The sequence below is a fragment of the Natrinema pallidum DSM 3751 genome, from assembly GCF_000337615.1.
GTDB classification, from domain to species: domain Archaea; phylum Halobacteriota; class Halobacteria; order Halobacteriales; family Natrialbaceae; genus Natrinema; species Natrinema pallidum.
On record NZ_AOII01000045.1, the window covers coordinates 84262 to 106462 of the forward strand.

23 protein-coding genes and 2 pseudogenes are annotated in these 22201 nt (G+C 65.2%); 14 read left to right on the forward strand and 11 right to left on the reverse strand.

Going from position 1 to position 22201, the window contains the following annotated elements; translation table 11 throughout:
* Positions 1 to 109: 109 nt before the first annotated feature.
* The 6 genes from C487_RS08560 to C487_RS08585 all read left to right on the forward strand — a co-directional run bounded on the left by C487_RS08560 (position 110) and on the right by C487_RS08585 (position 4535).
* The gene (locus C487_RS08560) at positions 110 to 1288 is read left to right on the forward strand and encodes an ATP-NAD kinase family protein (RefSeq protein WP_006185330.1); all 1179 of its coding nucleotides are present in this window, start codon (positions 110 to 112) and stop codon (positions 1286 to 1288) included.
* Between the two features lie 150 nt (positions 1289 to 1438).
* Complete coding sequence (locus C487_RS08565; protein ID WP_006185331.1) at positions 1439 to 2470, forward strand: phosphate signaling complex PhoU family protein; 1032 nt, start codon at positions 1439 to 1441, stop codon at positions 2468 to 2470.
* Between the two features lie 99 nt (positions 2471 to 2569).
* Entirely contained in the window at positions 2570 to 2755 is a 186-nt protein-coding gene (locus tag C487_RS08570; RefSeq protein ID WP_006185332.1) for a DUF7525 family protein, read from the forward strand.
* 113 nt (positions 2756 to 2868) lie between these two features.
* Positions 2869 to 3093 carry a DUF7123 family protein gene (locus tag C487_RS08575; RefSeq protein WP_006185333.1) on the forward strand — a complete coding sequence of 75 codons (225 nt, stop codon included), beginning with the start codon at positions 2869 to 2871 and terminating at the stop codon, positions 3091 to 3093.
* A 125-nt stretch (positions 3094 to 3218) separates the two neighbouring features.
* Positions 3219 to 3653, forward strand: a complete 435-nt coding sequence (locus C487_RS08580) for an SRPBCC family protein (protein WP_006185334.1) — start codon at positions 3219 to 3221, stop codon at positions 3651 to 3653.
* A 27-nt stretch (positions 3654 to 3680) separates the two neighbouring features.
* Entirely contained in the window at positions 3681 to 4535 is an 855-nt protein-coding gene (locus C487_RS08585; RefSeq protein WP_049908037.1) for a carbon-nitrogen family hydrolase, read from the forward strand.
* Positions 4536 to 4925: 390 nt separating this feature from the next.
* Here C487_RS08585 and glmU read toward each other — a convergent pair whose 3' ends face one another.
* A complete protein-coding gene (gene glmU, locus C487_RS08590) occupies positions 4926 to 6107 on the reverse strand; it encodes a bifunctional sugar-1-phosphate nucleotidylyltransferase/acetyltransferase (RefSeq protein WP_006185336.1) in 1182 nt (393 codons plus the stop codon).
* Positions 6108 to 6254: 147 nt separating this feature from the next.
* Positions 6255 to 6426, reverse strand: a pseudogene (locus tag C487_RS20245) (aldehyde dehydrogenase family protein); the annotation flags it as partial.
* Positions 6427 to 6620: 194 nt separating this feature from the next.
* Here C487_RS20245 and C487_RS20990 point away from each other — a divergent pair.
* Positions 6621 to 6794: a hypothetical protein gene (locus tag C487_RS20990; protein WP_006185338.1), complete on the forward strand. Its 174-nt coding sequence runs from the start codon at positions 6621 to 6623 to the stop codon at positions 6792 to 6794.
* A 172-nt stretch (positions 6795 to 6966) separates the two neighbouring features.
* Here C487_RS20990 and C487_RS08595 read toward each other — a convergent pair whose 3' ends face one another.
* Positions 6967 to 7776: an RIO1 family regulatory kinase/ATPase domain-containing protein gene (locus C487_RS08595; protein ID WP_006185339.1), complete on the reverse strand. Its 810-nt coding sequence runs from the start codon at positions 7774 to 7776 to the stop codon at positions 6967 to 6969.
* A 154-nt stretch (positions 7777 to 7930) separates the two neighbouring features.
* Between C487_RS08595 and C487_RS08600 the strand changes: the two genes are divergently transcribed.
* The gene (locus C487_RS08600) at positions 7931 to 9190 is read left to right on the forward strand and encodes a DUF7544 domain-containing protein (protein ID WP_006185340.1); all 1260 of its coding nucleotides are present in this window, start codon (positions 7931 to 7933) and stop codon (positions 9188 to 9190) included.
* 89 nt (positions 9191 to 9279) lie between these two features.
* On the opposite strand, the gene C487_RS08605 is transcribed toward C487_RS08600, so the two are convergent.
* The 3 genes and pseudogenes from C487_RS08605 to C487_RS21895 all read right to left on the reverse strand — a co-directional run bounded on the left by C487_RS08605 (position 9280) and on the right by C487_RS21895 (position 12530).
* On the reverse strand, positions 9280 to 10092 hold the full coding sequence (locus C487_RS08605) for a DUF6517 family protein (RefSeq protein WP_006185341.1): 813 nt from the start codon (positions 10090 to 10092) through the stop codon (positions 9280 to 9282).
* Between the two features lie 126 nt (positions 10093 to 10218).
* The gene (locus C487_RS08610; RefSeq protein ID WP_006185342.1) at positions 10219 to 11475 is read right to left on the reverse strand and encodes a Glu/Leu/Phe/Val family dehydrogenase; all 1257 of its coding nucleotides are present in this window, start codon (positions 11473 to 11475) and stop codon (positions 10219 to 10221) included.
* Positions 11476 to 12050: 575 nt separating this feature from the next.
* Positions 12051 to 12530 (reverse strand): annotated as a pseudogene (locus C487_RS21895) (HD domain-containing protein).
* A gap of 253 nt (positions 12531 to 12783) precedes the next feature.
* On the opposite strand from C487_RS21895, the gene C487_RS08620 reads away from it, so the two are divergent.
* Positions 12784 to 14070 carry a Cdc6/Cdc18 family protein gene (locus C487_RS08620; RefSeq protein WP_006185346.1) on the forward strand — a complete coding sequence of 429 codons (1287 nt, stop codon included), beginning with the start codon at positions 12784 to 12786 and terminating at the stop codon, positions 14068 to 14070.
* Positions 14071 to 14305: 235 nt separating this feature from the next.
* Here C487_RS08620 and C487_RS08625 read toward each other — a convergent pair whose 3' ends face one another.
* On the reverse strand, positions 14306 to 14518 hold the full coding sequence (locus C487_RS08625) for a hypothetical protein (RefSeq protein WP_006185347.1): 213 nt from the start codon (positions 14516 to 14518) through the stop codon (positions 14306 to 14308).
* A gap of 643 nt (positions 14519 to 15161) precedes the next feature.
* On the opposite strand from C487_RS08625, the gene C487_RS08630 reads away from it, so the two are divergent.
* From C487_RS08630 to C487_RS08640, 3 genes are read left to right on the forward strand one after another with little or no spacing between them, the layout of a single operon-like run.
* Complete coding sequence (locus C487_RS08630; protein WP_006185348.1) at positions 15162 to 15386, forward strand: hypothetical protein; 225 nt, start codon at positions 15162 to 15164, stop codon at positions 15384 to 15386.
* Positions 15386 to 16012 carry a PH domain-containing protein gene (locus C487_RS08635; RefSeq protein WP_006185351.1) on the forward strand — a complete coding sequence of 209 codons (627 nt, stop codon included), beginning with the start codon at positions 15386 to 15388 and terminating at the stop codon, positions 16010 to 16012. The genes C487_RS08630 and C487_RS08635 overlap by 1 nt, the downstream gene beginning before the upstream one ends.
* Entirely contained in the window at positions 15990 to 16619 is a 630-nt protein-coding gene (locus C487_RS08640) for a PH domain-containing protein (RefSeq protein ID WP_006185352.1), read from the forward strand. The genes C487_RS08635 and C487_RS08640 overlap by 23 nt, the downstream gene beginning before the upstream one ends.
* A gap of 30 nt (positions 16620 to 16649) precedes the next feature.
* On the opposite strand, the gene C487_RS08645 is transcribed toward C487_RS08640, so the two are convergent.
* Positions 16650 to 17000: a DUF5658 family protein gene (locus C487_RS08645; protein WP_006185353.1), complete on the reverse strand. Its 351-nt coding sequence runs from the start codon at positions 16998 to 17000 to the stop codon at positions 16650 to 16652.
* Positions 17001 to 17789: 789 nt separating this feature from the next.
* Between C487_RS08645 and C487_RS08655 the strand changes: the two genes are divergently transcribed.
* The gene (locus tag C487_RS08655) at positions 17790 to 19040 is read left to right on the forward strand and encodes a hypothetical protein (RefSeq protein WP_006185355.1); all 1251 of its coding nucleotides are present in this window, start codon (positions 17790 to 17792) and stop codon (positions 19038 to 19040) included.
* 53 nt (positions 19041 to 19093) lie between these two features.
* Positions 19094 to 19330, forward strand: a complete 237-nt coding sequence (locus tag C487_RS08660; RefSeq protein ID WP_006185356.1) for a hypothetical protein — start codon at positions 19094 to 19096, stop codon at positions 19328 to 19330.
* Positions 19331 to 19367: 37 nt separating this feature from the next.
* Here the strand turns inward: C487_RS08660 and C487_RS08665 are convergent, their stop codons facing one another.
* The 3 genes from C487_RS08665 to C487_RS08675 all read right to left on the reverse strand — a co-directional run bounded on the left by C487_RS08665 (position 19368) and on the right by C487_RS08675 (position 22025).
* On the reverse strand, positions 19368 to 20237 hold the full coding sequence (locus tag C487_RS08665) for a class 1 fructose-bisphosphatase (protein WP_006185357.1): 870 nt from the start codon (positions 20235 to 20237) through the stop codon (positions 19368 to 19370).
* Between the two features lies 1 nt (position 20238).
* On the reverse strand, positions 20239 to 21033 hold the full coding sequence (locus C487_RS08670) for a class I fructose-bisphosphate aldolase (protein WP_006185358.1): 795 nt from the start codon (positions 21031 to 21033) through the stop codon (positions 20239 to 20241).
* Positions 21034 to 21293: 260 nt separating this feature from the next.
* Entirely contained in the window at positions 21294 to 22025 is a 732-nt protein-coding gene (locus C487_RS08675) for a hypothetical protein (RefSeq protein WP_049908039.1), read from the reverse strand.
* Between the last annotated feature and the right edge of the window lie 176 nt (positions 22026 to 22201).

The following is a 22201-nucleotide window of genomic DNA, read 5'->3' on the forward strand; positions in this document are numbered from 1 at the left end:
CGCCGATCCCTCGACCCGGTTCACGCCGCGGGCGGAGCCGATTCCCGAGAGACGGACCCGACGGCCGGTCTGCGATACGGCTTTCCCATTGGCGTCCCCACGTCCCCCCATGGAGTCCATCGGCGTCGTCGTCAACCCGATCGCGGGGATGGGGGGTCGGGTCGGGCTGAAGGGAACCGACGGAAACGTCGCGGAGGCGCGTCGCCGCGGTGCCGAGCCGCGAGCGCCGGCCCGTGCGCGAGAGGCGCTGCGATCGGTCCACCGGCGTGCGCCCTCGCTCACCGTCTACACGGCCGCGGGCGTGATGGGCGAACGCGCGGCGAGAGACGCCGGCTACGAACCCACCGTCGTCTACGATCCGTCCGAAAGCGACCGCGACACCGCGTCGGACGGGGCCGCGATCGCCAGCGATCCGGCGACCGCAGAGACGACGGCGGCCGATACCCGCGCGGCCGTTCGAGCGCTCCTCGAGCGCGACGTCGACCTCGTCTTCTTCGTCGGCGGCGACGGCACCGCCGTCGACGTCGCCGAGGTGCTCGAGGCGGAGGGCGACGAGACCGGGGAGACGCCGATGCTCGGCGTGCCAGCCGGCGTCAAGATCTATTCGTCCGTCTTCGGTGTGACGCCGGCCGACGCCGGCCGGATCGCCGCCGAGTTCGACCGCGTCGAACCGCGCGAAGTCAACGACATCGACGAGGACGCGTACCGCGAGGGGGAGGTTCGAACGGAACTGAAAGCGGTCGTCCCCGTCCCCGTCGCTCCGGCCGTCCAGTCGGGCAAGCAGGTCTCGAGCGGGAGCGTCGACTCGCTGGCCGCGGGGTTCGCTCGTGAGATCGAACCGGGACGGACCTACGTTTTCGGCCCCGGCAGTACCGTCGGCGCGATCGAGACGGAACTGGCGATCGACCCCTCCCCGCTGGGCGTCGACGTCTGGCGAGCAGCGAACACGGCGGGAGACGACGAAACGGCCGCTTCGGCGTCCGACGGGGAGCTACTCGCCCGCGACGCCGCGGAATCGGACATTCTCGACGCTCTCGCGGACCCAGTCACGATCGTCGTCTCGCCGATCGGGGGACAGGGGTTCGTGTTCGGTCGCGGCAATCACCAGATCTCCCCGGCGGTGATCCGGCGAGCCGACGACATCGCGGTCGTCGCCGCCGGCGAGAAACTCGACGACATCGAGTCACTGCGCGTCGACACCGACGACGAAGCGGTGGACGACGACCTCCGCGGCTGGCTGCGAGTGCGGACCGGCCGGTTTACGACCCGACTCGTCACCGTCGTCTAATGCACCCCGCCGCGACGACGGCGCGGCCCCTTGCTCGAGATTATATAAGGAGGGAGTCAAATCCGGCAGTATAATCAACCGTATAACGATTTCCCGCGCGATAATGAGTGTATAGTCAGGACTAAGGTCGAGTCCGTCATACGATCTTCCATGGAAACGCGGAAAGTGCAACGACTCGGTCCGTCGACGCTCGCGATGACGCTCCCGGCGGAGTGGGCGTCCGAACACGGCGTCGAGAAAGGGGACGAAGTCTCGCTTCGAACCAGCGGCAAAGGGACGTTGACCGTGATGCCCGAGTCCGCCAACTCGGAGGAAACGGAAGCGATCATTCACACCGACGAGCTCGACGCCGACGCCGTCGAGCGCGCGATCGTCGCACAGTACGTCCTCGGCCGGCGCATCATCCGCATCGAACGCGAGGACGGTGCCCTCGAGTCGGACCACATCAACGCGGTCTATCAGGCCGAAACGCAGCTGATGGGGCTTGGCGTCATCGAGGAAACCCCCGAGAGCATCTCGATTCGCTGCTCGGTCGATCCCGAGGACTTCACGCTCGATAACCTCCTCGAGCGCCTCGAGCGGACCGGCCAGACGATGCGCGGCGAGGGGATCAAGGCCTTAGCCCACGGCAACCCCGATCTCGCTCAGCGCGCCCTGAACCGGGAGCGACAGGCGAACAAGATCTTCGTCCTGTTGCTGCGCCTGATCTTCACTGCGTACCAGAACCCCAACCTCGCGCGGGCGGTCGGCCTGAATACCGGCTTCCCGCTGATCGGCTACCGCTCGATCGCGAAGAACCTCGAGCTCACCGCCGACAACGGCGAGGACATCGCCGATATCGTCATCGAGACCGAGGGACACACCCTGAACGTCGACAGTTCGGTCATGCGCGAGATCCGAGAGTTGAACGAACTGGTCGACGAGATCACGTCCCGCGCCGTCGAAGCGGCCGTCGAACGCGACTACGACAAGTCCAACGAGGTCCGGGCGCTGTTCCACGATATCTCCGACCTCGAGCAGGAGATCCTCACGGGGCTTCCGGAGATGGACAACGAGGACCTGCTGCGGATCCGAGAGGTACTGGTCAGCCTCCAGCAGACCGCCCAGTACGCGATGCGAAACGCCGAAATCGCGGCCAACCTCGCGCTCAACGAGGAGTCCATACACACCACGATCAAGTGAGATCCTCCGCGCCGGTCGACCGGGCGGTCGTCCGCCGGTCGTGCCGGCAGTCGCTCAGCAATGAGTGAAGTTAAGAGACACCATACACAACGCTCGAGCATGGCTACGGAAACCGAGGCGACGGACAAGGGCGTTGGACTGGCGCTTGCACTGGGGGCACTCGCGGTGATCGGCGCACTGTTGATGTACGCCGGTGCACCGGATGTGACGGCGGCGTGGGGCTTCGCCGCGGCCGTCCTCTTTAGCTCGCTGGCGGTCGTCGGCATCCACCTCTACTGGCACTGAACCGGCAGCGGCGACGATCGATCCGCTGATCGAGTGGTAAGCCGCGTTCGAACGGGACCGTACTGGGCCGTTAAGAGTTAAGACCAGCGACTCCTTACAGAGACATACGGACGATGACCGATTACTCCGACGAAGAGCAGCGAATCATCTCGTACCTCCGCGAGAGTGCCGCCCGTGGCGAGCAGTATTTCCGGGCGAAGAACATCGCGAACGCAATCGGACTCTCGTCGAAACAGGTCGGCGTCCGCCTTCCCCACCTCGCGGAGAAGGCAGACGAGGTCGACATCGAAAAATGGGGTCGGGCACGGTCGACGACCTGGAAAGTAACGATCAGTTGACCGGTGTCGGCGGACGACGACCGGTCCGGCTTCGTTCCGACCGGGACCCGACAGCACCGTTCGCATCGGACGGCGCTCGCACGCGGTCCACGGTCTTTTTATCCGACAATCGCACACGTAGGGGCATGACTGTACGGGTCGACCGGTCGTTCGACGTGGCGGCGTCGCCTGAGCGGGTCTGGGAGTTTATCGCCGATCCGGCGAACCGCGCGCGGGCGATCAGTGTCGTCCAGGAGTACGCCGTCGACGATGCCGACGGCCGACGGGTAACCTGGCACGTGGAGCTGCCCATCCCGCTCGTGCGAAAAACCGTGACCGTCAACACGAAAGACGTCACGCGCAGACCGCCCGAATACGTGAAATTCGTCGGAAAATCCAAAGTGATGGACGTGACCGGCGAACACGACATCGTCGACACCGAGGACGGCACGTGCCTCGAGAATCACTTCGTCGTCGACGGTAAACTGCCGGGCGTCGAGAAGTTCTTCAAGCGAAATCTCGACGCCGAACTCGGGAACCTACAGCGCGCGCTCGAGCGGGACTTGCAGACGACACAGTAACGGTGGTTGGGCGACGACTGTGCGACCATGACGTTCGATACGGACGCCGACGCCGCTGGTGCCGATAACGGGGACGCGCTGACGCTGGCGCTCGCACAGCTCCATATCGAGGCCGGCGAGGTCGAGGCGAACGTCGACCGGGCGCTCGAGGCGGTCTCACGAGCCGCCGATCGCGGCGCGGACCTGGTCGCCCTGCCGGAGCTGTTTACCGTGGGCTACTTCGCGTTCGATCTCTACGCGCGCAACGCGGAGCCGTTCGAGGGCGACACGTTCGGCCGGCTCCGGGAAGCGGCGGCCGAGCACGGGATCGCCGTGCTCGCGGGCAGCATCGTCGAGAATCTGTCGGCGACCGAGCGCGTCGATACCCCCGCCGACGAGGGGCTCGCGAACACGTCGGCGCTGTTCGATGCCAGCGGCGATCTACAACTGATCTACCGGAAACACCACCTCTTCGGCTACGAATCCGCGGAATCGGAGCTGCTCGTTCCCGGCGACCGGATCGACACGGCGACGATCGGCGACGTCACCGTCGGCGTGACGACCTGTTACGACCTGCGGTTCCCCGAACTCTACCGGCAACTGGTCGACGACGGCGTCGAACTGGTGCTCGTCCCCAGCGCGTGGCCCTACCCGCGAGTCGAACACTGGACGACGCTTTCGCGAGCCCGCGCGATCGAGAACCAGGCCTACGTGGCGACGATCAACGGGGCCGGGACGTTCGACGAGGCCACGTTGTTGGGTCGCTCGAGCGTCTACGACCCCTGGGGCGTGTCGCTGGCCTCGAGCGGCGACGGGCCGGCGCTGGTCACGACCGAAATCGAGCCGGAGACGGTCGCGGCGGTCCGCGAGGAGTTCCCCGCGCTTCGGGACCGACGGCTGTAATCGACGCCGGTTCGATACCCTCGCCGACCGCTGACTTTTTATTTCGGCGCGCCATTAGTACGGCTGCCGGCACAGACGCTTTTCACGTCTCCCCGGCATTGCGCGTCGCTCCGGCCCGTCGCGCGCTCGGTTTCCCGCGGGAACCGAGCGACCACGCCCGCATCCGTCTCCTCGTCCCACCTTTCGCCTCGTTTCCGCCTTTCGACCGTCTCCCTCGAGACCCGTCCCGGAACTGGCTCCGTCTTTCGAGTTCGGAGCCCGATCCGGCTCGACGGGCCGGGACCGGCCGAACGCATCTCCCAGTACAGCCGGCGCTCGCCGGGTAACGGGACTCCGAAGCGCTGGGCCGAGCGGATCGTGACGATGCGGAGCGCCGACGGTGGCCGACGATTACCGATCCCGCTCGACGGTTTCGCCAGGCATGGTCGTCGCGCCGGACTCGAGTCGCAGTCCGGGCGTCAGACTCGTGTTGATACCGGTCTTGACCCCGTCGCCGGCGACGACGCCGAACTTCCGCCGTCCCGTCGAGACGCGGTCGCCTTTGACGGTGAACTCGATGTCCGCGTCGTCGTGGCGGAGGTTCGCCACGTTCGTCCCCGCGCCGACGTTGACGTCCCGTCCCAGGACGCTGTCGCCGATATACGAGAGGTGACTGACCGACGTCCCGCGCGAGATGACGCTGTTTTTGATTTCGACCGCGTGACCGATCTCCGCATCCCGGCCGATCAGCGTCGCGCCGCGGACGTAGGCGTTGGGCCCGACCTCCGCACCCTCGCGGATCAGAGCCGGCCCGTCGATCACGACGCCGGGTTCGACCGTCGCACCCGCCTCGACGACGACCTCGTCCTCGAGGTGGGCGTCGTCGCTCACGTCGCCGTCGATCCGGCCCTCGAGTTCGGCGAGGTGCCACTCGTTGGCCGCGAGTAACTCCCAGGGGCGGCCGACGTCCAGCCACCGCTCGAGGGTCACCGGCGTCACGTCGTACTCGTCGATCACCCGCGCGACGACGTCGGTGATCTCGTGTTCACCGCGCTCGCTCGCGGGCACCGCGAGCCACTCCCGGGCCTCGGCCGGGAACGCGTAGGCCCCGGCGTTGGCGAGGTTCGTCGGCGGTTCGTCGGGTTTCTCGACGATCCCGGTGACACTGTCGTCGGCGGTGCTGAGGACGCCGTAGTTGCGCGGCTCGTCGACCTCGATCGCGCAGACGGCCGGACAAGCGTCGAACAGCCGGTCGATCGCCGCCGGATCGTAGAGATTGTCGCCATTGAGAACGGCGAAGGGGCCCTCGAGAGCGGCGCTGGCGGCGTCGACGGCGTCGGCGGTCCCGGCCTGTTCTTCCTGGACGGCATAGGTGACCGGGACGCCCCGGTACTCGGGGCCGAAGTAGTTACGGACCGTCTCGCCCTCGTAACCGATCACGAGGACGATTTCGTCGGCTCCAGCGTCGATCGCCGCGTCGACGGTGTGGGCCGCGAGCGGTCGGTCGGCGACCGGCAGCATCGGCTTCGGCACCGATTCCGACAGCGGTCGCATCCGCGTTCCCTGACCCGCCGCGAGAACGACTGCCTTCATGTACTCACCCCTTCCACGAAACGTCTGATAAGCGGTTCGTTCGCGAGTAGAAACTGAGAGTCCCGCGGTTCGCCGGTACTGACGGGGCGACTGGGCGGTATGGCCCTGTCGACGGTGCCGCGGGAGTCAGGGCTGTGTCACGACGAGTCAGTCCTCGTCGGTTTTGATGTCGGCCGACAGCCCTCGGCCATCTCGATCTCCGTGGAGTTGTTCATCGTCCAGGCGGTGCGCTCGGTGACCGCCTCGATGGCCTCGCGGGCGCTCGAGTAGCGTTGCCGGACTTCTTGACCCCGCCGAACGGCAGCTGAACCTCCGTGCCGCGCTGGAACGTCGCCAGCGTCTCGCCGGTCGCGGGGCTTTCGCTCTCGAAGATTCGACCCGCTCCCGTCGGGCGATCGACAGTCGATTCGGAGGCCGATCGCCCGACGGGAACGCCAACGAACGTCCGTGACAGGCTCTCTCGGCCCCGTTCCGAATCGTGTTCGTTATCCGCTGGCGGCCCCGAAGACGCGTGTGACCTCCCCTGAACCCCGCACCGACGAGAGCCAGCCGCTGACGAGTCGCGGGTACCGCATCACCGTCGACGACGGCCGGGACTCGTTTTTCGCGATCTGTCTCGAGGAACCGGACAGCGAGACGGCCTGGATCATGTCGGATACGGTTCGAACGCTGGACGGCATGCGATAAGCCACACGCCGACATCGACTCACACCCGGACCGGATACTGACTCCAACGGCGGCCGGGCGGGCTATCCCGCCGCCGGTCACCGGTCCTCCTCGCCGCGCTCTTCGGTGACGATCCGCTCTCCCTCCGGCGGAGCGTCCGCCATATCGGGATGGCGCTCGTCGCCGGTTGCCGTCACCCACCACCCAGATCGGCCGCCTTCTCGAGTTCGCTGCGCAAGGTCGTCGAGTCGAACTCGTGGTCGGGACGGAGCCGGACGAAGTCGAGGAACTCCCGCGCGGCGAGCAGATGCGAGGGCTCGTAGGCGGTCGCGGCCGCGTCGACGGCTTCCCGCGGCCCGATCCGTGGCTCGAGAATGGCCAGCGCACAGGCCAGATCGTAGGCGGTCGTCTCGTCGACGCGGTCGTCGTGGACGCTGGTCGCGTCGATGAAGTAGAACTCGTCGTCACAGAGCAGGACGTTCTCCGCCCGCAGGTCACCGTGGGCGAGCCCGTGCTCGTGGAGCGTCGCGAGCATAGCGAACAGTTCGGGCGCTCGCCTGACGACCACGTCGTTGGAAACGTCGTCGAGCGACCGGAAATCCGGGAGATACTCGAGGACGAGGACGCCCAGCCCGTTGACCTCGAAGGCATCGATGGGCCGGGGCGCGTTGAGACCGATTTCCCGCATCCGTTCGGTCGCCGCGTACTCGTGTTCGACCATCTCGCGGGGCGTGTCGAACCGATCGAAAAACCCCTCGGTGCCCGAGGAGAAGGCACCCACGTTCCGGCCGGTCGTCAACACCGCGTGGACCAGGGCGTTCTGTCTGGAGACGATTTTGACGAACCACTCGTCGTCGATGACACACGGCGTCGACAACCAGTTGTCGGCCTCGAGGAACTCGACGCGGACCTCCTCGCGGTCGTAGCGATCCGCCAGCGTACGGACGACACGCTCGATGCGGTCCCACTCGACCGATCCACGTGCGAGCCGGCGGATGTCCATACGGGACCTGTCGACGGTCGGCGTTAAATGCCCCTCGAAGTGTTACCGGGTGAACGTATTCGCGTTCGGTCGGACGGGCCCGCAATCGTTTACGTCCCGGATTGGTCCGTCAGAACAGTAGTATTATCGCTGTGTCGATGCTAGCGTGAGTACTATGGACGCCATCGACGATCTCGGGGACGCCATCGACGTTACCCGGACCCGGCTGACGCCGTTTCGAACGGGGACGTGGCTCAGGCTCGCGCTGATCGTTTTCTTCGTGAGTTCGCTCGGACTGGGCGGGCCGACGATTCCGGGCGGGGACACCGGCACGGTCACCGACGACCCGGCCGTCGAAGAGCAGCCACAGGAATTCGGGGGAGTCGCCGGCGAGGAACTGCTCTTCTGGGCGCTCGTGATCGTCGCAGTCGTCCTGTTACTCTGGCTGCTCTACGAGTTTATCGGCGCTGTCATGGAGTTCGTCTTCCTCGAGTCACTTCGTTCGTCCGAGGTCCACGTGAGGCGCTATTTCTCCGCAAACCTCCGCAAGGGACTGTGGTTGTTCCTGTTCCGACTCGGTCTCCGGATGCTGCTGGCGGTTGTCGCCATCGCTCCGGCCGCGGTCTTCCTGCTCTCGATAGGATCGGGCCTCGACGGTCTTTCGATGGGGGTGCTCTTACTCTACCTCCCCTACGTGATCGTCCTGGGCTTGCTCTACGTCATCACGATGCGGTTTACCACCGAGTTCGTCGCACCCATCATGCTACTGACGGATCGCGGCGTCCGCGACGGCTGGGGTCGGTTCTGGTCGACGATGACGGCGAACTGGAGCGACTACGTCGTCTACCTCGTGCTGGTTTGGATTCTCCAGTTCGTCATCGGCATCGCCGCCACGGTTATCATCGGCCTCAGCGGACTGCTGTTGGCGATCCCGTTCGTAATCGTCGGCATCCTGTTGCTGATCGCGTTCGATGCCGCGGGAATCGTCCTGGCCATCCTGCTCGGCGTCGTCGGACTCGTCCTCTTTTTGCTCCTGGCGTTGCTGCTCTACGTCCCGGTCGAGACCTACGTCCGCTACTACGCGCTGTTGCTGCTCGGCGATACCGACGCTGATCTCGATCTCATCCCCGACCGACGCGGGGCGGTCCGCGGCGGCGGGCCGGTCGATGGCGGCAATCGCGGTAGAAACGGCCCCGCCGGGTTCGGGGGCAGCGATCCGGATTTGGACCGCTCGAGCGATCGGGACGATACGACTGGCTGGGACGATCCGAGCGGCCGGAATGACGACCGCGACGATACGAGTGGGTGGGACAGTACAAGCGCCTGGGACGACGACCGCGACGAGACAGATGGCTGGAACAATGACCGCGACGACACCGCGTCTCGAGAGGATCGGTCGGACGACCGCGACGAGGACGACGAGTACGGCTGGTAAGCGGACGGGTCCGGGGCTCGGAGACAGTCGAAGCCGAACCCCTCGACGGACCTCGAGTACGGTCGCGATCCGAACAAGTTCGGCCGAGATCAGCTAAGCAGGTCGTCGTCGCTCCCGTTGCCGTCGAGGTCGATGCCGCCGCTTCCGTTGCTAGTGTCATTTCCGCCGTCGTCGTGGGTGGAATCGGTTCCGTCCGTCCCCTCGGAGTCGTCGGTACTCTCGGCTCCCCCGGCGTCGGACCCGCCGTCGTCGCTCGAGGCCCCCTCGTCCACATCGGTAGTCACCGACTCGGCGAGCAGCGTGGCGTTCGGGTCCTCCCGGCGCTCGACGTACTCGGGATAGACGGCAATCGTCACGAGCAGGTCCTCGTCGGCCTCGACGGCCTCGGTGATGGAGATGATGACGGGTATGTCCGCGCCGTCGAACTCCGCGTCGGCGGTGAACTGCGACCGGGTCGTCGACTGCTCGAGGATCGTGATATCGGAGTCCGCGTCGTGCGAGATGTTCTCAATCCCGTCGTAGTTGCTCCTGACGAGATCCATCAACTCCTGCGTGGACATCTCCCCGACCGGGTTGAGTTCCTTGCCGAAGATGCTCACCTGTGGCGTCGTCAGGACGTTGAACACGGCACCGCGCCGACTCCCGAGCGGCCCCATATCGACGGCCTTCTCGTGTTTGGTCATGTGATTGGAGACCGTGACGGTCTCGTTCGTCGGTCCGACATCCCGTTCGATGGAGAGCGTTTCGATAGCGGACTGCTCGTAGCCCGTCTCCGCGCGGGCGTCGGCCTCGACGCCGGCGGGTGACGATTCGTGTTCGGCCATTCCGAGCAGTCCGAGACAGCCCGACAGGCCGGCGAGGCCGGCAGCCCCGAGTCCCGCGATGACGGTTCGTCGATTCATTTCCCTACAGATGTCGATTCGGGTACTAAGTGTTTGTTGAATCCGCGATCGTTTGTCAATAGAAGGACGTATCGGTGCCCGATTGTCGAGTTTCGGTCGGTCGTGACCGACGGCGACGGGTCCGACTCAGGGCCAGCTACCGGCTTCCTCGAAAGCGTCGGCGACGCGCTGGATCGCGACGACGTACGCCGCGGTTCGCGGGTTCTCGAGGTCGTGGCACTCGTAGGTCTCGACCAGCGCGTCGAACGCGTCGACGATGATCGTCTCGAGTTCCTCGTTGACGCGCTCTTCGGCCCAGTAGAAGCGCTGGCGGTTCTGGACCCACTCGAAGTACGACACCGTGACGCCGCCCGCGTTCGCGAGGATATCCGGGATGACGAAGACGTCTTTCCCCTCGAGCACCTCGTCGGCGGCGGGCGTCAGCGGTCCGTTGGCGGCTTCCGAGATGACATCGGCGTCGACGGCTTCGGCGAGGTCGGCGTCGATCGCGTTCTCGAGTGCCGCGGGAATCAGGAGGTCGACATCGAGGGTGAGGACGTCGTCGTTGGTGAGTGCCGCCTCGCTGTCCTCGAAGCCGACGACGCTCCCCGTCTCGTTTTTGTGCTCCTTCGCCGCGACCGGGTCGAAGCCGTCGGCGTTGTAGATGCCGCCGCTCGAGTCGCTGGCAGCGACGACGGTCGCGCCCATCTCGTCGATCAGTTTGGCGGCGATCCAGCCGGCGTTGCCGTAGCCCTGCACCGCGACAGTCGCACCCTCGAGATCCTTGTCGAGGTAGTCGAACGCTTCGCGGGCGGCGATGACGGTCGAGCGACCGGTCGCCTCCACGCGCCCCTCGCTCCCGCCGGAGTCGAGCGCCTTGCCGGTGATGACGCCCGGTTCGGTCGTGTTCTCGATGGTCTCGTAGGTGTCTTTGATCCAGTTCATTTCCCGCTGGCCCGTGTTCACGTCGGGCGCGGGAACGTCCCGGTCCTCGCCGATCAGAGGACGCAACTCCTTGGCGAACGAGCGGGTGAGTCGCTCGAGTTCCGCTTCGGAGTAGTCGTCGGGATCGACGACGATGCCACCCTTACCGCCGCCGAGGGGAATGTCGACGATCGCGGTCTTGTACGTCATCCAGCCGGACAGCGCCTTGACTTCGTCGCGGGAGACCTGTGGGTGATAGCGGATACCGCCCTTGTAGGGACCTCGATCGCCGTTGAACTGCGACCGGAAGGCCGTGAATCGCTCGAGGTCGCCGTCGTCGCGTTCGATCGTGAGGTTCGTCTCGAGGACGCGTTCGGGGTGTTTGAGTCGCTCGATCACGTCGTCGCCGACGTCGAGGTACGCGGCGGCGTCGTCGATCTGCGATTGCAGACTTTCGAACGGGTTGACTTCGTCGGACATGGGAGTAAGTTCCGAGGAAACCAAAATAAACGTGGCGGTGCCCTTCATATGCCATATATTCCAATATAAGGACACCAGACATGATTATATAGTGAACGACTATCATATCGACTGCCGGCCTCCGAGCGACGGTACTGCCGCGACGACGACGGAAGCGACCGCCCTCGGGAGGGATGTGCCGGCATGGTGACGGACACCCCTCGTTCAGAGTGAAACTCAGTCGACACGCGTAGGGTGGAGTCGATGCCGCGACCGGCTACGGGACGTGAAATCGTCCCTCCCCTCGTTCAGACTGAAAGCGGTTCGGTTTCGGCGACTGCGTTTCAGTCTGAACTGGGGGTGGGACGACGGGTATCGGCATCCCGGAGTGGACGACGGGGCCCACACCCCCTGTTCAGAGTGAAAAGCATCCGAACGGAGGTGGGGGTGGTAGAACGGCAGGCGGTACTGGTATTGAGATAGGCAACCGTGCGGTGGGAAACTCGGACGAAAACTCTCCACACGACAGTTCCGTCCTGATTTTACAGAGATACAGCGAGAGTGCCTCGGGGCTTGTCCTCGAGGTCCTTCACGGGTTATTCCGTCGATTCGATGTGATATTCCGCCGATTCGATGTCGAGTTCGCTCGCAAACTGTGTGAAGAACTCGTCCATGAAACGCCAGCGGGACGTCCCGAGGCGGCGTCCGGGTGACGTGTACAACTGCTCCAACCGCTCTTCCGCCCACTCTCGAAGGAGCATGATATCCGGAAGCTCCGAGGAAACACCCCTCTCGACTGCTGGAGTATCGATCACCGCGGGCTTCTCGCCTGCGCGTCCCGATCCACCGACTGCTGTGCGTCCGAAGACAGTGCTGGATCGCATCGATCCGATCAGTTGCTACCAATCGGCCTCGAGCAGATCTTTCGCTTCCGTCGCGGCCCAGTCGCCGTGGTTTTCGATCGTCCCCTGTCGTTCCAGTGGGCGGCCGATGTCGTGTAACCACACCGCTGCAGTCAGCACGCCTCTATCGACAGGTCGCTCGTGCTCGTCCGCTACTCCTGTTTCATAGCAAATCCGCCCTCTCCAATATTATACATCCCATGAGTAATTCAGCCGACAGGACGGAAACCGGCGGCCGCCGATACCGACCGATTTCAGTCTGCACGAGGGGTGAAGTCATCGTCGGACGGGATTTCAGTCTGCATCCGGCAGCGTCTTCGAAAACCACGAACCCGTCCGGGAACGGCTACGGACGGTTGCTACCTGCCCGTTATCAGTCTGAACTACCTTCCATAGTTTTATAACGAGTGTCTCCCAGAACAGAACTATGGCTGAGCAGACGGGTGGGGACCCGCTCTTCGAATCTCACGACCCCATCTTCGATCGAAAGGAACTCCTCCACGTCGGCCACGTGCCCGACGAGGATCGGATCGTCGGGCGCGACGACGAGATCCAGTCCGTCGCCGCCGAGGTCGGTGCGATCACGCGAGGTGATCCCCCGAACAACGTGATGATCTACGGGAAGACCGGAACCGGAAAGAGTCTCATCTCACGGCACGTCGCGACCCGGGCCCAGGACGCTGCACAGGGCAACGACATCGATTGTGGCGTCCTCTACGTCGACTGTTCCGAAGCGAACACGGAAACCCGGACGACGCGACAGTTGGCGCTGAGTCTGAAAGAGCAGACCGAGTATCAACAGAACATCCCGCTTCGGGGGGTCGGGACCATGGAGTACTATCAACACATCTGGGGCATTCTCGAGGACTGTTTCGACGCGGTCATCGTCATCTTGGACGAGATCGACAAACTCGACAACAGCAATATCTTGATGCAACTCTCCCGCGCTCGCGAGGCGCGAAAGACCGACGCCTACATCGGCGTCATCGGGATCAGCAACAAGGTCCAGTACCGGGAGACGCTCGACGAACGCATCGATAGCAGCTTCGGTCATCGGGAACTGTTCTTCCATCCGTACGACGCCTCGCAGCTCCGCGAGATCATGCGCAACCGCGAAGACGCCTTTCAGCCCGACGTTCTCGAGGACGGAACGATCGAACTCTGTGCCGCTCTCGCGGCCAAGAAACACGGCGACGCGCGGAAGGCGATCGAGATCCTCAAGGAAGCCGGCGAACTCGCTCGACGCATCGGTAGTGAGACGGTTTCGGAGGACCACATCCAGCAAGCCCAGGAGGTCGCCGAAATCAATCGTATCGAGGAACTCACCAGCGGGGCGACCGTCCACGCGAAACTCGCCCTGTACGCGCTCGCGAGTTGCATCATCACCGGCGATCGGGAGACGTACAAGACTCGAGAAGTGTACGAACGCTACGTCGGGATCTGCGAACTGGTCGCTACCGATCCGATCACCGAGAACGGTCTCTATCGACAGCTGAAGGAACAGGCGTTTCTGGGCGTCATCGAATCGGAGAAAACCGGCGGCGGACGATCACAGGGGAGTTATCTCTTACACCGTCTCGTTACCGATCCGAAACACATCGTCAAGGCGGTTCGTCGGGACGCCTCGCTCGAGGATCTCCCGACGTACGATCGGCTCCGCGAGACCAGTCCGTCGACAGGTAACCGTGATATCGATCTCACCAGCTTCTCGTGAGGGACCCGGTCTTGGTAACGGAGCCGGTCTCGAGAGCGGCGCGTCCTATGAGTGGAGTCAGTGGCCTATCCGAGCCGGTCCCGGTACCGGAATCGCCACCCTAACCGAAGCAGCGAACAATGGGGGCACCCTCGCACCCACGCTTTCACTCTGAATTGGGGGTGGGGGCCCATGAGTCGAAACGAACCAGCCGGTCTCGAGTCGGACGCCGTGATAGAAGGCCGTCGGTCTCCGGTTACGCTGGCTCGACGAGTTCGGACCCGTCTCGAGACCGGCGGTCGACGACGGAGCCGCAGTCGGTACAGACGAGCAGTCGCTCGTCGCCGACGGTCGTGGTCTCCCAGTCGCCGGCGATCGGACTCTCGTGGTCACATTCCGGACAGAAGAGGACGGCCTTTCGCTGCGCTGGCGGCGGGTACGAATCGTCGTGACACGTGTCGGTTGTCATTACCACCAGTAGGGGTTCGACGTGAATAGGAGTTGCGTGAGACGATTGCCCGTGCCGAACTGTCGCCGTCCTCTGGTGGGCAGCCCCGGCCTACTCAGCGGTTCAGTCATTCCGTCGAGACGGTTCCCCAATCGAGAACGACGGTCTCGAGGAAAACAATTGGAAACACAGCTATGGACGCACTACTGCTGGTGGAGGGCAGTGACGGGCCAGTAAGCCAGTCAGGGGGGTCGATACGTCGTACACCGACTGCAGTACGTCCGTAGTATATCGGCTGCAGTACATCCGACCGCAGCACACGTGACTTTCGTCGCGTTTCAGAGCGTGCTCACGGCAGGCGGTGGCGCACACTGGAGTCAGGCGGTGGCGCACACTGGAGCGCGGTGAGCGAACGGCGAACCGCGGTCCGACCGTGTGCGAGGGATGAGTGAGCGACGAGGGGAGCGAACGAACCGGTTGGGGAGGCCGTGGCGATCCCCTATTGAGAGCGTGGCGAGTCCGCATTAGGGGCGTAGCGGCCCCCTGTTGAGGCTGTAGCGATGCCCTGTGGCTTTGACTGCTCCGTGTGTGTCGGCCCCTTCTCTCGAGTGGTACTTCTCGAGGGAGAGACACGTTTTTGTGTATACTGCGCGACTGCGAACGTATGATCGAACTGAACGACGAGGCGTTTCCGGTCGGCGAGACGATCGAACACGAGCGCCGGCGGCCGATCTCCGAGAACGACGGTCGGAACTGCCGTGAGCCGACCACGGTCGAGTGGCCATCGCACCTCGGCACCGTGTTCGCGACCGACATCGGGAGCGGCCGGGCCGTCCGCTCGCTGACACGCGAGCAGGCTGCCGCGGCCGGAGACGAGGCAGGCTCGTAATGACTGCCGAAACCGCGGCCGGAGACGCCGGGATGGACCTCGCATGGCTCTCGCTGGACGACGACGAGGCAGTAATCTGGGCCAGCGGTCCGGACCGGCGAACGCTCATTCCGGCGTTCGTGGTCGGGCTCCCGCTTTCGATCGTCCTGATCGGGCTCGTCATCATCGTCAGCGAGTACCTCCGCGTGACGAACACCCACTACGTCGTGACGAACCGCGCGCTGTACGAGAAAACGGGCGTGTTCTCGCGGGATGTCAAGCGGATCGAACACGGCAAGGTGCAGGACATCTCCTACAGCCAGAGCGCCCTGGGGACTCACTTCGGCTACGGAACCGTCGAGGTCAGTACCGCCGGCGGCTCCGGCGTCGAGATGGCGTTCAAATCGGTCCCCGATCCGAGGGCCGTCCAACAGCGCATCAGCGATCGGCTCAAACGCGAGCGCGGCGACTCCGGGACCGACCGGACGAAAGACGACGTGCTCGACGAAATCCTCACCGAACTCCGAGCGATTCGAGCGGCCGTCGAAGACAGTTCGGCCAGTCAGGTGCCCGGTGCGGACCGGTCCGCGACTCAGCGTGCCGACGACCGCCAGTCCTACGAGTATGACGAGGACCAGTCGATCTGAGGCCGGCGGGCCGGACGGAGGGACGGACGAGTCGACGCCGACCGCCGATCCGTCCGCGTCGACTCCTCCATGGCTCCCACTCGAGGAGGGCGACCGCGTCCACTGGCAGGCGGGACCACGAATCCAGACCGTCCTCCCGTGGATCGCCGTTGCTGCCGTCGGGACGGGAGTCCTCTTGGCCGCCATCGCCGTCGAGGTGCTGCCGATCCTCGCGATCGGCGGCGTCCCGGTCGTCCTCACACCGGCGCTGTGGCAGTACGCCCGCGTCTCGCGAACGGCGTTCGTCGTCACGAACGGGGTCGCCGCCACGCGGCGTGGTGTCCTCGGGCGAACGGTCAGGATCGTCTCTCTCGAGCGGGTCCAGAACACGACCGTCGAACAGGGCCCGATCGGTCGCTACGTCGGGTACGGGACCGTCACGATCGAGACCGCGGGCGGCTCGCCGCTCCGGTTCCGGAATATCGAGCGGCCGGGCGAAATTCGCAGCCGGCTCGAGGCGGAACGCGACCGACTGACCGGCAGCGAGGTCCCGGGGGGACGCGACCAGTGGGAGGCGGTCCTCGCCGAGGTCCGGGCGTGGCGACGCGCCCTCGAACACGACGCGTAGCCGACGCGCCGGTCGACGAAGGACCCGCAGTCAGAGCGCGCTCGAGATGGTATACACGTTGAGAACGGCGGCAGCCAGCCACGGTACTGCGAGTCCAGCCGGCACGATCGGGCGGTACTCGCGCTCGAGGAGGAGCCGACAGAGCAGTCCGACGCCGACCGCGAAGGCCTTCAGGGCGAGCATGCCGGCCAGGCCGTGGCCCTCGATCACCCCGCGAGCCGCCGGGTTCGATTCGGAGAGCCCGATGCGGAGACCGACGAACGTCGTGACGATGTCGGCGGCCAACGCCAGGAAGACGACCATCCAGAGCAGTCGCTCGAGGTCGACCGGCGTCACGTCGCCCGGGAGGCGATGGCCAAAGAACGCACCCTCGGAACTCATAGGCTCCCCGCCGGAGTCGAACCGGACCGTTGCGCCCCTGAGAGCACGCGTCGGTTCGCTCACGCGGGGTATTGTTATGCCAGGCGTAGGATGATCCGGACCTCGAGTAAGTGCTCGTAACTTCCCACCCATTCGCTCGACGCGAGCGAGACGGGGCGAAAGACAGTGGCGGACGGTCGGAGACTCGTTTGGGCTCCCATCCGGCAGGGACGCCTCGATGTCTTCGTCGCCGTCGAACCGAGCGGTCGGTTCTCCGTCCGAAATCGGCGGCGCATGGTGAGTAAGGAAACGTTGAACGATGTGGGGACGACTTCCGCGACTCGTTCGGCAGCGTCTGGACCGATCGCTCCGGTTTGGTAGGCGGGTGGGCTGGCGCGATTCCGGGCGCGGCGGCGACCGCCGATACGGGTGTTGGCTGTGACGATCGTCGACCCGTAATCGGGGCGTAACTCGAGCGAAGGGGTGTCGTCGACCCTGTCGGTGGACCGACGGGACTCGGCGGCGAGCGGAGAGGAGGAACGAACGATCGGTTCGCGCCCGCGAGTCGCCGCCGATCACGGCGGTCGCTGCGAGGGAGGAGGATCGCTGCCGTGGCGCGGACCGATCGACCGTGTTTGTCTCCGTGATCACCGGCACGGAGACGACACGTACTGGGGCGGGGACCGACACGAACGCTCGGGTACAGTCGGACAGCCATTATACCGCGGTCCCGGCGTCGTTCCGGAGGGCTGATATCCTCGGCGGCACCTGCAGGCAGAATCGCTTTGATCCGATTTGTCGTTTCCTTCAATGGTTATCGATCCCGTGTCCGTGCACAGACGCGTTGGCGGAACGGGGCGCAACGCGACCGAACACCTGCAACGCGGCATGTCTGAGGTCCGCACCGAGCGTCTCGTCCGGCGACTCGGGGCGCTTCCCGACCAGGTCGAGACGGGAATGGACCGGCGGGAATTCCTGCGAACCGTCGTCAGTGGCGGGTTCGCCGTCGGGATGGCCCAGTGGCTCGGCGTCGACGACTTCCTCGCCGCCGACGACGGCGAGGTCCCCGTCGTTACCGCTCTCGTCAGGGACGATCCAGACGATCCATGGTCCGTTCGGGAACGGACGCGTTCCGTCCCCGCCGAGTGGTACGCCGCGGTGAAAAAGGCCTTCGAGCTAAACGACCTGCTCGCCCGAACCGCATTCACCGGCTACCTCGGTAGTGCGGTCGTTCCGGGGGACTACGAGAGCGGCACTGCGACCGTCTCCGTCGGCCTCTCGAGCGACGGCCACTCGCTGAGCGAACTGCTCGGAGAAGTGGCAGCGGGGATCGACATCGACGCCGAGACGATCATCGATGTCGAGGAGATTCAGGACGGACCCGAGTCCCGGGAGCCGACCTTCGTCGACGCCGCGATCGACGGCGGCGTTCCGAGCGGCGTCGCCTGCGAAACTCCCTCGAGCATGGCCACGCTCGGGCCGGCACTGTACGATCCCGACAGTCGGCAGCGGTTCTTCGTGACGGCCGACCACGCCTTCGGCGAGGAGCACGACGCGGCCGACGATGCCCTCCTGTTACCCCGGGCGGGTGACGATCCCGTCGAACTGGGCACCGTCGTCCGCTATCACCCGGTCGAAGACGTCGCGGCGGTCGAACCCAACGGCTGGCTCGAGCCCACGAGCAGGATCGCGGCACCATCACAACCCCGCGTACGCGGCCAGTTCACCAAGTTCGGACTGGCCGATCTCGTCGCCCGTGACGAGGAACTCGAGAAGGTCGGTGCCCTGAGCGGCCACACCACGGGAAAGATCCAGGGGATCGATGCGGTCACCTGCTTCACCGACGAGTTCTGTCGCCGCGGACAGATCCGGTGGGGCGGCGAGATGGACCTGACCGACGGCGACAGCGGCTCCGTGAGCTACCACCGTGACCCCGACGGCGAGGACGGCGACGTGCTCGTCGCCGGGTTCAACAACGCCCGCACCTGGTGGCCCGGACAAAGCTACGTCTGGGGCGTCGGTGCCTATCGACTGACCGAAAACCATGGCTACCACTTCTGACCGGCGGTCGCCTCGGTTGCGGGTCGACGGCCGATCGCGATACCCTGTTACCAATGAGTAACGATACGCAACGATCCGCCCGTTCCGGCCGCGGTCTCGTCCGGACCGTCGTGAGCGGACTCCTCAGGATTCTCACCGACCTGCTCGCCATCACGCTGTGGGTGCTATTTCTGACGCTGCTCTTTCTCGAGACCGGCTGGCCCCGCTGGGCGTTCTACGGTCTGCTCGTGGTCGGCGTCGGGGGGTACGTGACCGTGACGGCGGCCTGGACGGACGACGGCGACCAGTGACCGCCGGAATTACCCAACGGCCCGCCGGCCGCAGCGACTACGCGAGCGCCGCCTCGAGTCGGTCGATCAACTCGCCGTTCCCGACGTGGAGCGGCGTTCGATCGTGGAGGGCGTCGGGTTCGACGGTGAGCAACGACTGCGTCCCGTTCGAGGACCGCCCGCCGGCCCGCTCGACGACGTAACCGATCGGGTTCCCCTCGAACTGGAGTCGGAGTTTCCCATCCGGTCGGGACTCGAGGGCGGGGTAGCCGAAGGTGCCGCCGTAGGTGAGCACCTGGTTGACGTCGCCGATCAGCGCGCCGCCGTAGCGGAGTTTGAGTTCCGATTCGATCTCGCGAGCGTACGCGCGGAAGTCGTCGGGCCAGTCGGGAACGCGACCGCCGAACCCGTAGACGACGGGCTCAGCGGGGATGGTGAGATCACGCTCGACGACCGTTCGCTCGCCGCCGGAGAGTTCGTACTCGGTGACGGTCTCGTCGGTCGCGAGCACCATCGTCGTGATCGGGCCGTAGAGGACGAACCCGGCCGCGACGAGCGCGTCGCCGCGGGCCGGAAGCGCAGCGTCGTAGACGCCGAAGATCGTACCCATCGTGTTGTTGGACGTGAGGTTCGAGGAGCCGTCGAGCGGGTCGACAGCGACGGCGTACGCGTCGGTCGCCGCGGGATCGTCGCCGCAGTCGACGACCGCGGCGCGTTCCTCGCTGGCGTACTGACCGACGCCGCCGATCCCGGTGAGACGATCGCCGAGCAGTTCGTCGGCCCAGACGTCGGCCTCGGCCTGGGTCTCGCCGCTGGGGTTCTCCTCGTCGACCGTCCCGCGGCGTCCGATCAGCCCCTGCCGGATCTCGGTCGCCGACCGGCCGATCGTCGCCACGACGGTCTCGACGACTGGGTCGGACACCGTCATCCTATTCGGTCGCCTCGAGCGCGGCGTCGGCGGTCGCCTCCTCGTAGATGACGTCCTCGAGCGCGTCGAGGATTCGGGTCGGGTCCTCGCGCTGCCAGATGTTGCGGCCGACCGCGAGCCCACTCGCGCCGGCGGTGATGGCGGCCTCGACGGTCGAGCAGAAGTCGTAGTCGGACGTCTTCGAGCCGCCACTCATGACCACTTTCATGTCGCCCGCGGCCTTGCAGGCGTGTTCCATCGCGTCGGCGCTGCCGGGGTACTTGACCTTCGCGATGTCGGCCCCGACCTCGAGAGCGATACGGGTCGCATAGGAAATCGTTCCGGGCTTGGTGTCGTTTTTGAGCCCCTGACCGCGGGGGTACGACCACATGACGACCGGAAGGTCGTACTCGCGGGCTTTCTCCTGTACTCGACGGAACTCCTCGTACATCTCGACCTCGTGGTTCGAGCCGCTGTAGACGGTAAAGCCGACCGCGTCGGCACCGAGTTCGGCCGCGTAGTCGACCGAGCAGTTGATCGCGGAATCGGGCTCGCCCATCCACATGTTCGACGTCCCGTTGAGCTTCAGGAGGAGGTTGACGTCGTCCTCGTAGCTGGGGTAATACCCCTCCGCGATCCCCTTCTGGACGGCCATGGTGGTGACGGCGTCGTGGGTTGCCGTCTCGAAGACCGTTGCCGGATCGAGTTTCTCCGGTACTTCCTCGAAGTCGACCGGGCCGTGCTCTAACCCGTGGTCCATCGCCAGAATCAGTGACTTGCCGTCGCGAACGATCGGAGAGTCGTCGATCGGAATCATCTGTTAGACGGTCCAACGGGTCGCTATAAATCTCTGATGGTCCGAGTTATTGAAATTGAGTATAAAAGTAGTAATTGATGGGGTTTCGACCGACGATAGTGACGCGAGACTGAGTAATCGGGCCGGAATCAGTCCGGTAAAGCGACGGATCGATACCAGTCGAATCGACTCCGGTGTCGACTCCTGCCCGTCGATCATCCAGTCGCGGCGTGAACCGCTCGAGTACCGTGTCGAGCCACGTCGCGGCCGCGCCGGTTCGCTCAGTTTCCGAGGAGTTCCCGCGCGTTGTGTCGCCACGTTCGGACGTGGAGGACGTTCAATTCGAGGACGGTGGCGACCGCCATCGCATCGATCGTCGCGAGCCGCTCCGCCGAGCGGATGCCGGCCTCGGCAAGCGCCTCGGCGTCGTCGGGGCCGACGCCCGTGACCGCCGTGACCGGCGTCGGTCTGGGGTACGGCCGCTCCGACGGGCGCTCGCGCTCGACTGCAACGGGTGCCGAGTGCTCGTACTCGAAGGCCTGCCAGTCCTCGCCGTCGCTGACGGCGATCCACTCGCGTTCGGCATCGCCCAACCCTCGCACTTCGCTCGAGCGCCGGTCAAGGTCGCCCTCGCTTTCGAACGACCAGGGCAGCGAGTAGCGCCGGCGGAGGGTGTCCGCGATCGGTTCATCGACGCCTGCGTCGAGTAACATGCGGTAGGAGTACTCCTTGTCGGCGATCGTGGCCGGATCGATATCGACCGTCTCGAGAACCTCGCGCTCGTCCGGTTCGATCGCTTCGGTCGTCGGCTCGGCGTCCGTGTCCGTCGCGGTGTCGGCCGCTTCGAACAGGTCCGCCTCGTCGAACTCGAGTTCGACGGGAGCGTCGGCAGCGGTGGCCGAGTCACCGTCGTCGCTGACGTCGACGGTGATCCCGATATCGACGACACGGCCCCCCTCGTCGCTCTCAGTCGTCCCCGTCTCCGTGTCGCTGACGGCGTTTTGTTCGCTCACGCGGGTCACCGGTTGTCCGTAGCTCACACTGTCTCGTCTTGAAGCTTATCCTCGACCGCCGCGTCCGGAGCGACCGGCGGCGGAACCCGGCGGCGACGGACATCGACGCGGGGAATCGAACTGGGCGATCGACACTCGTCTCTCACGCCGAGAGGTGGGACTACCCTGGAATAAGT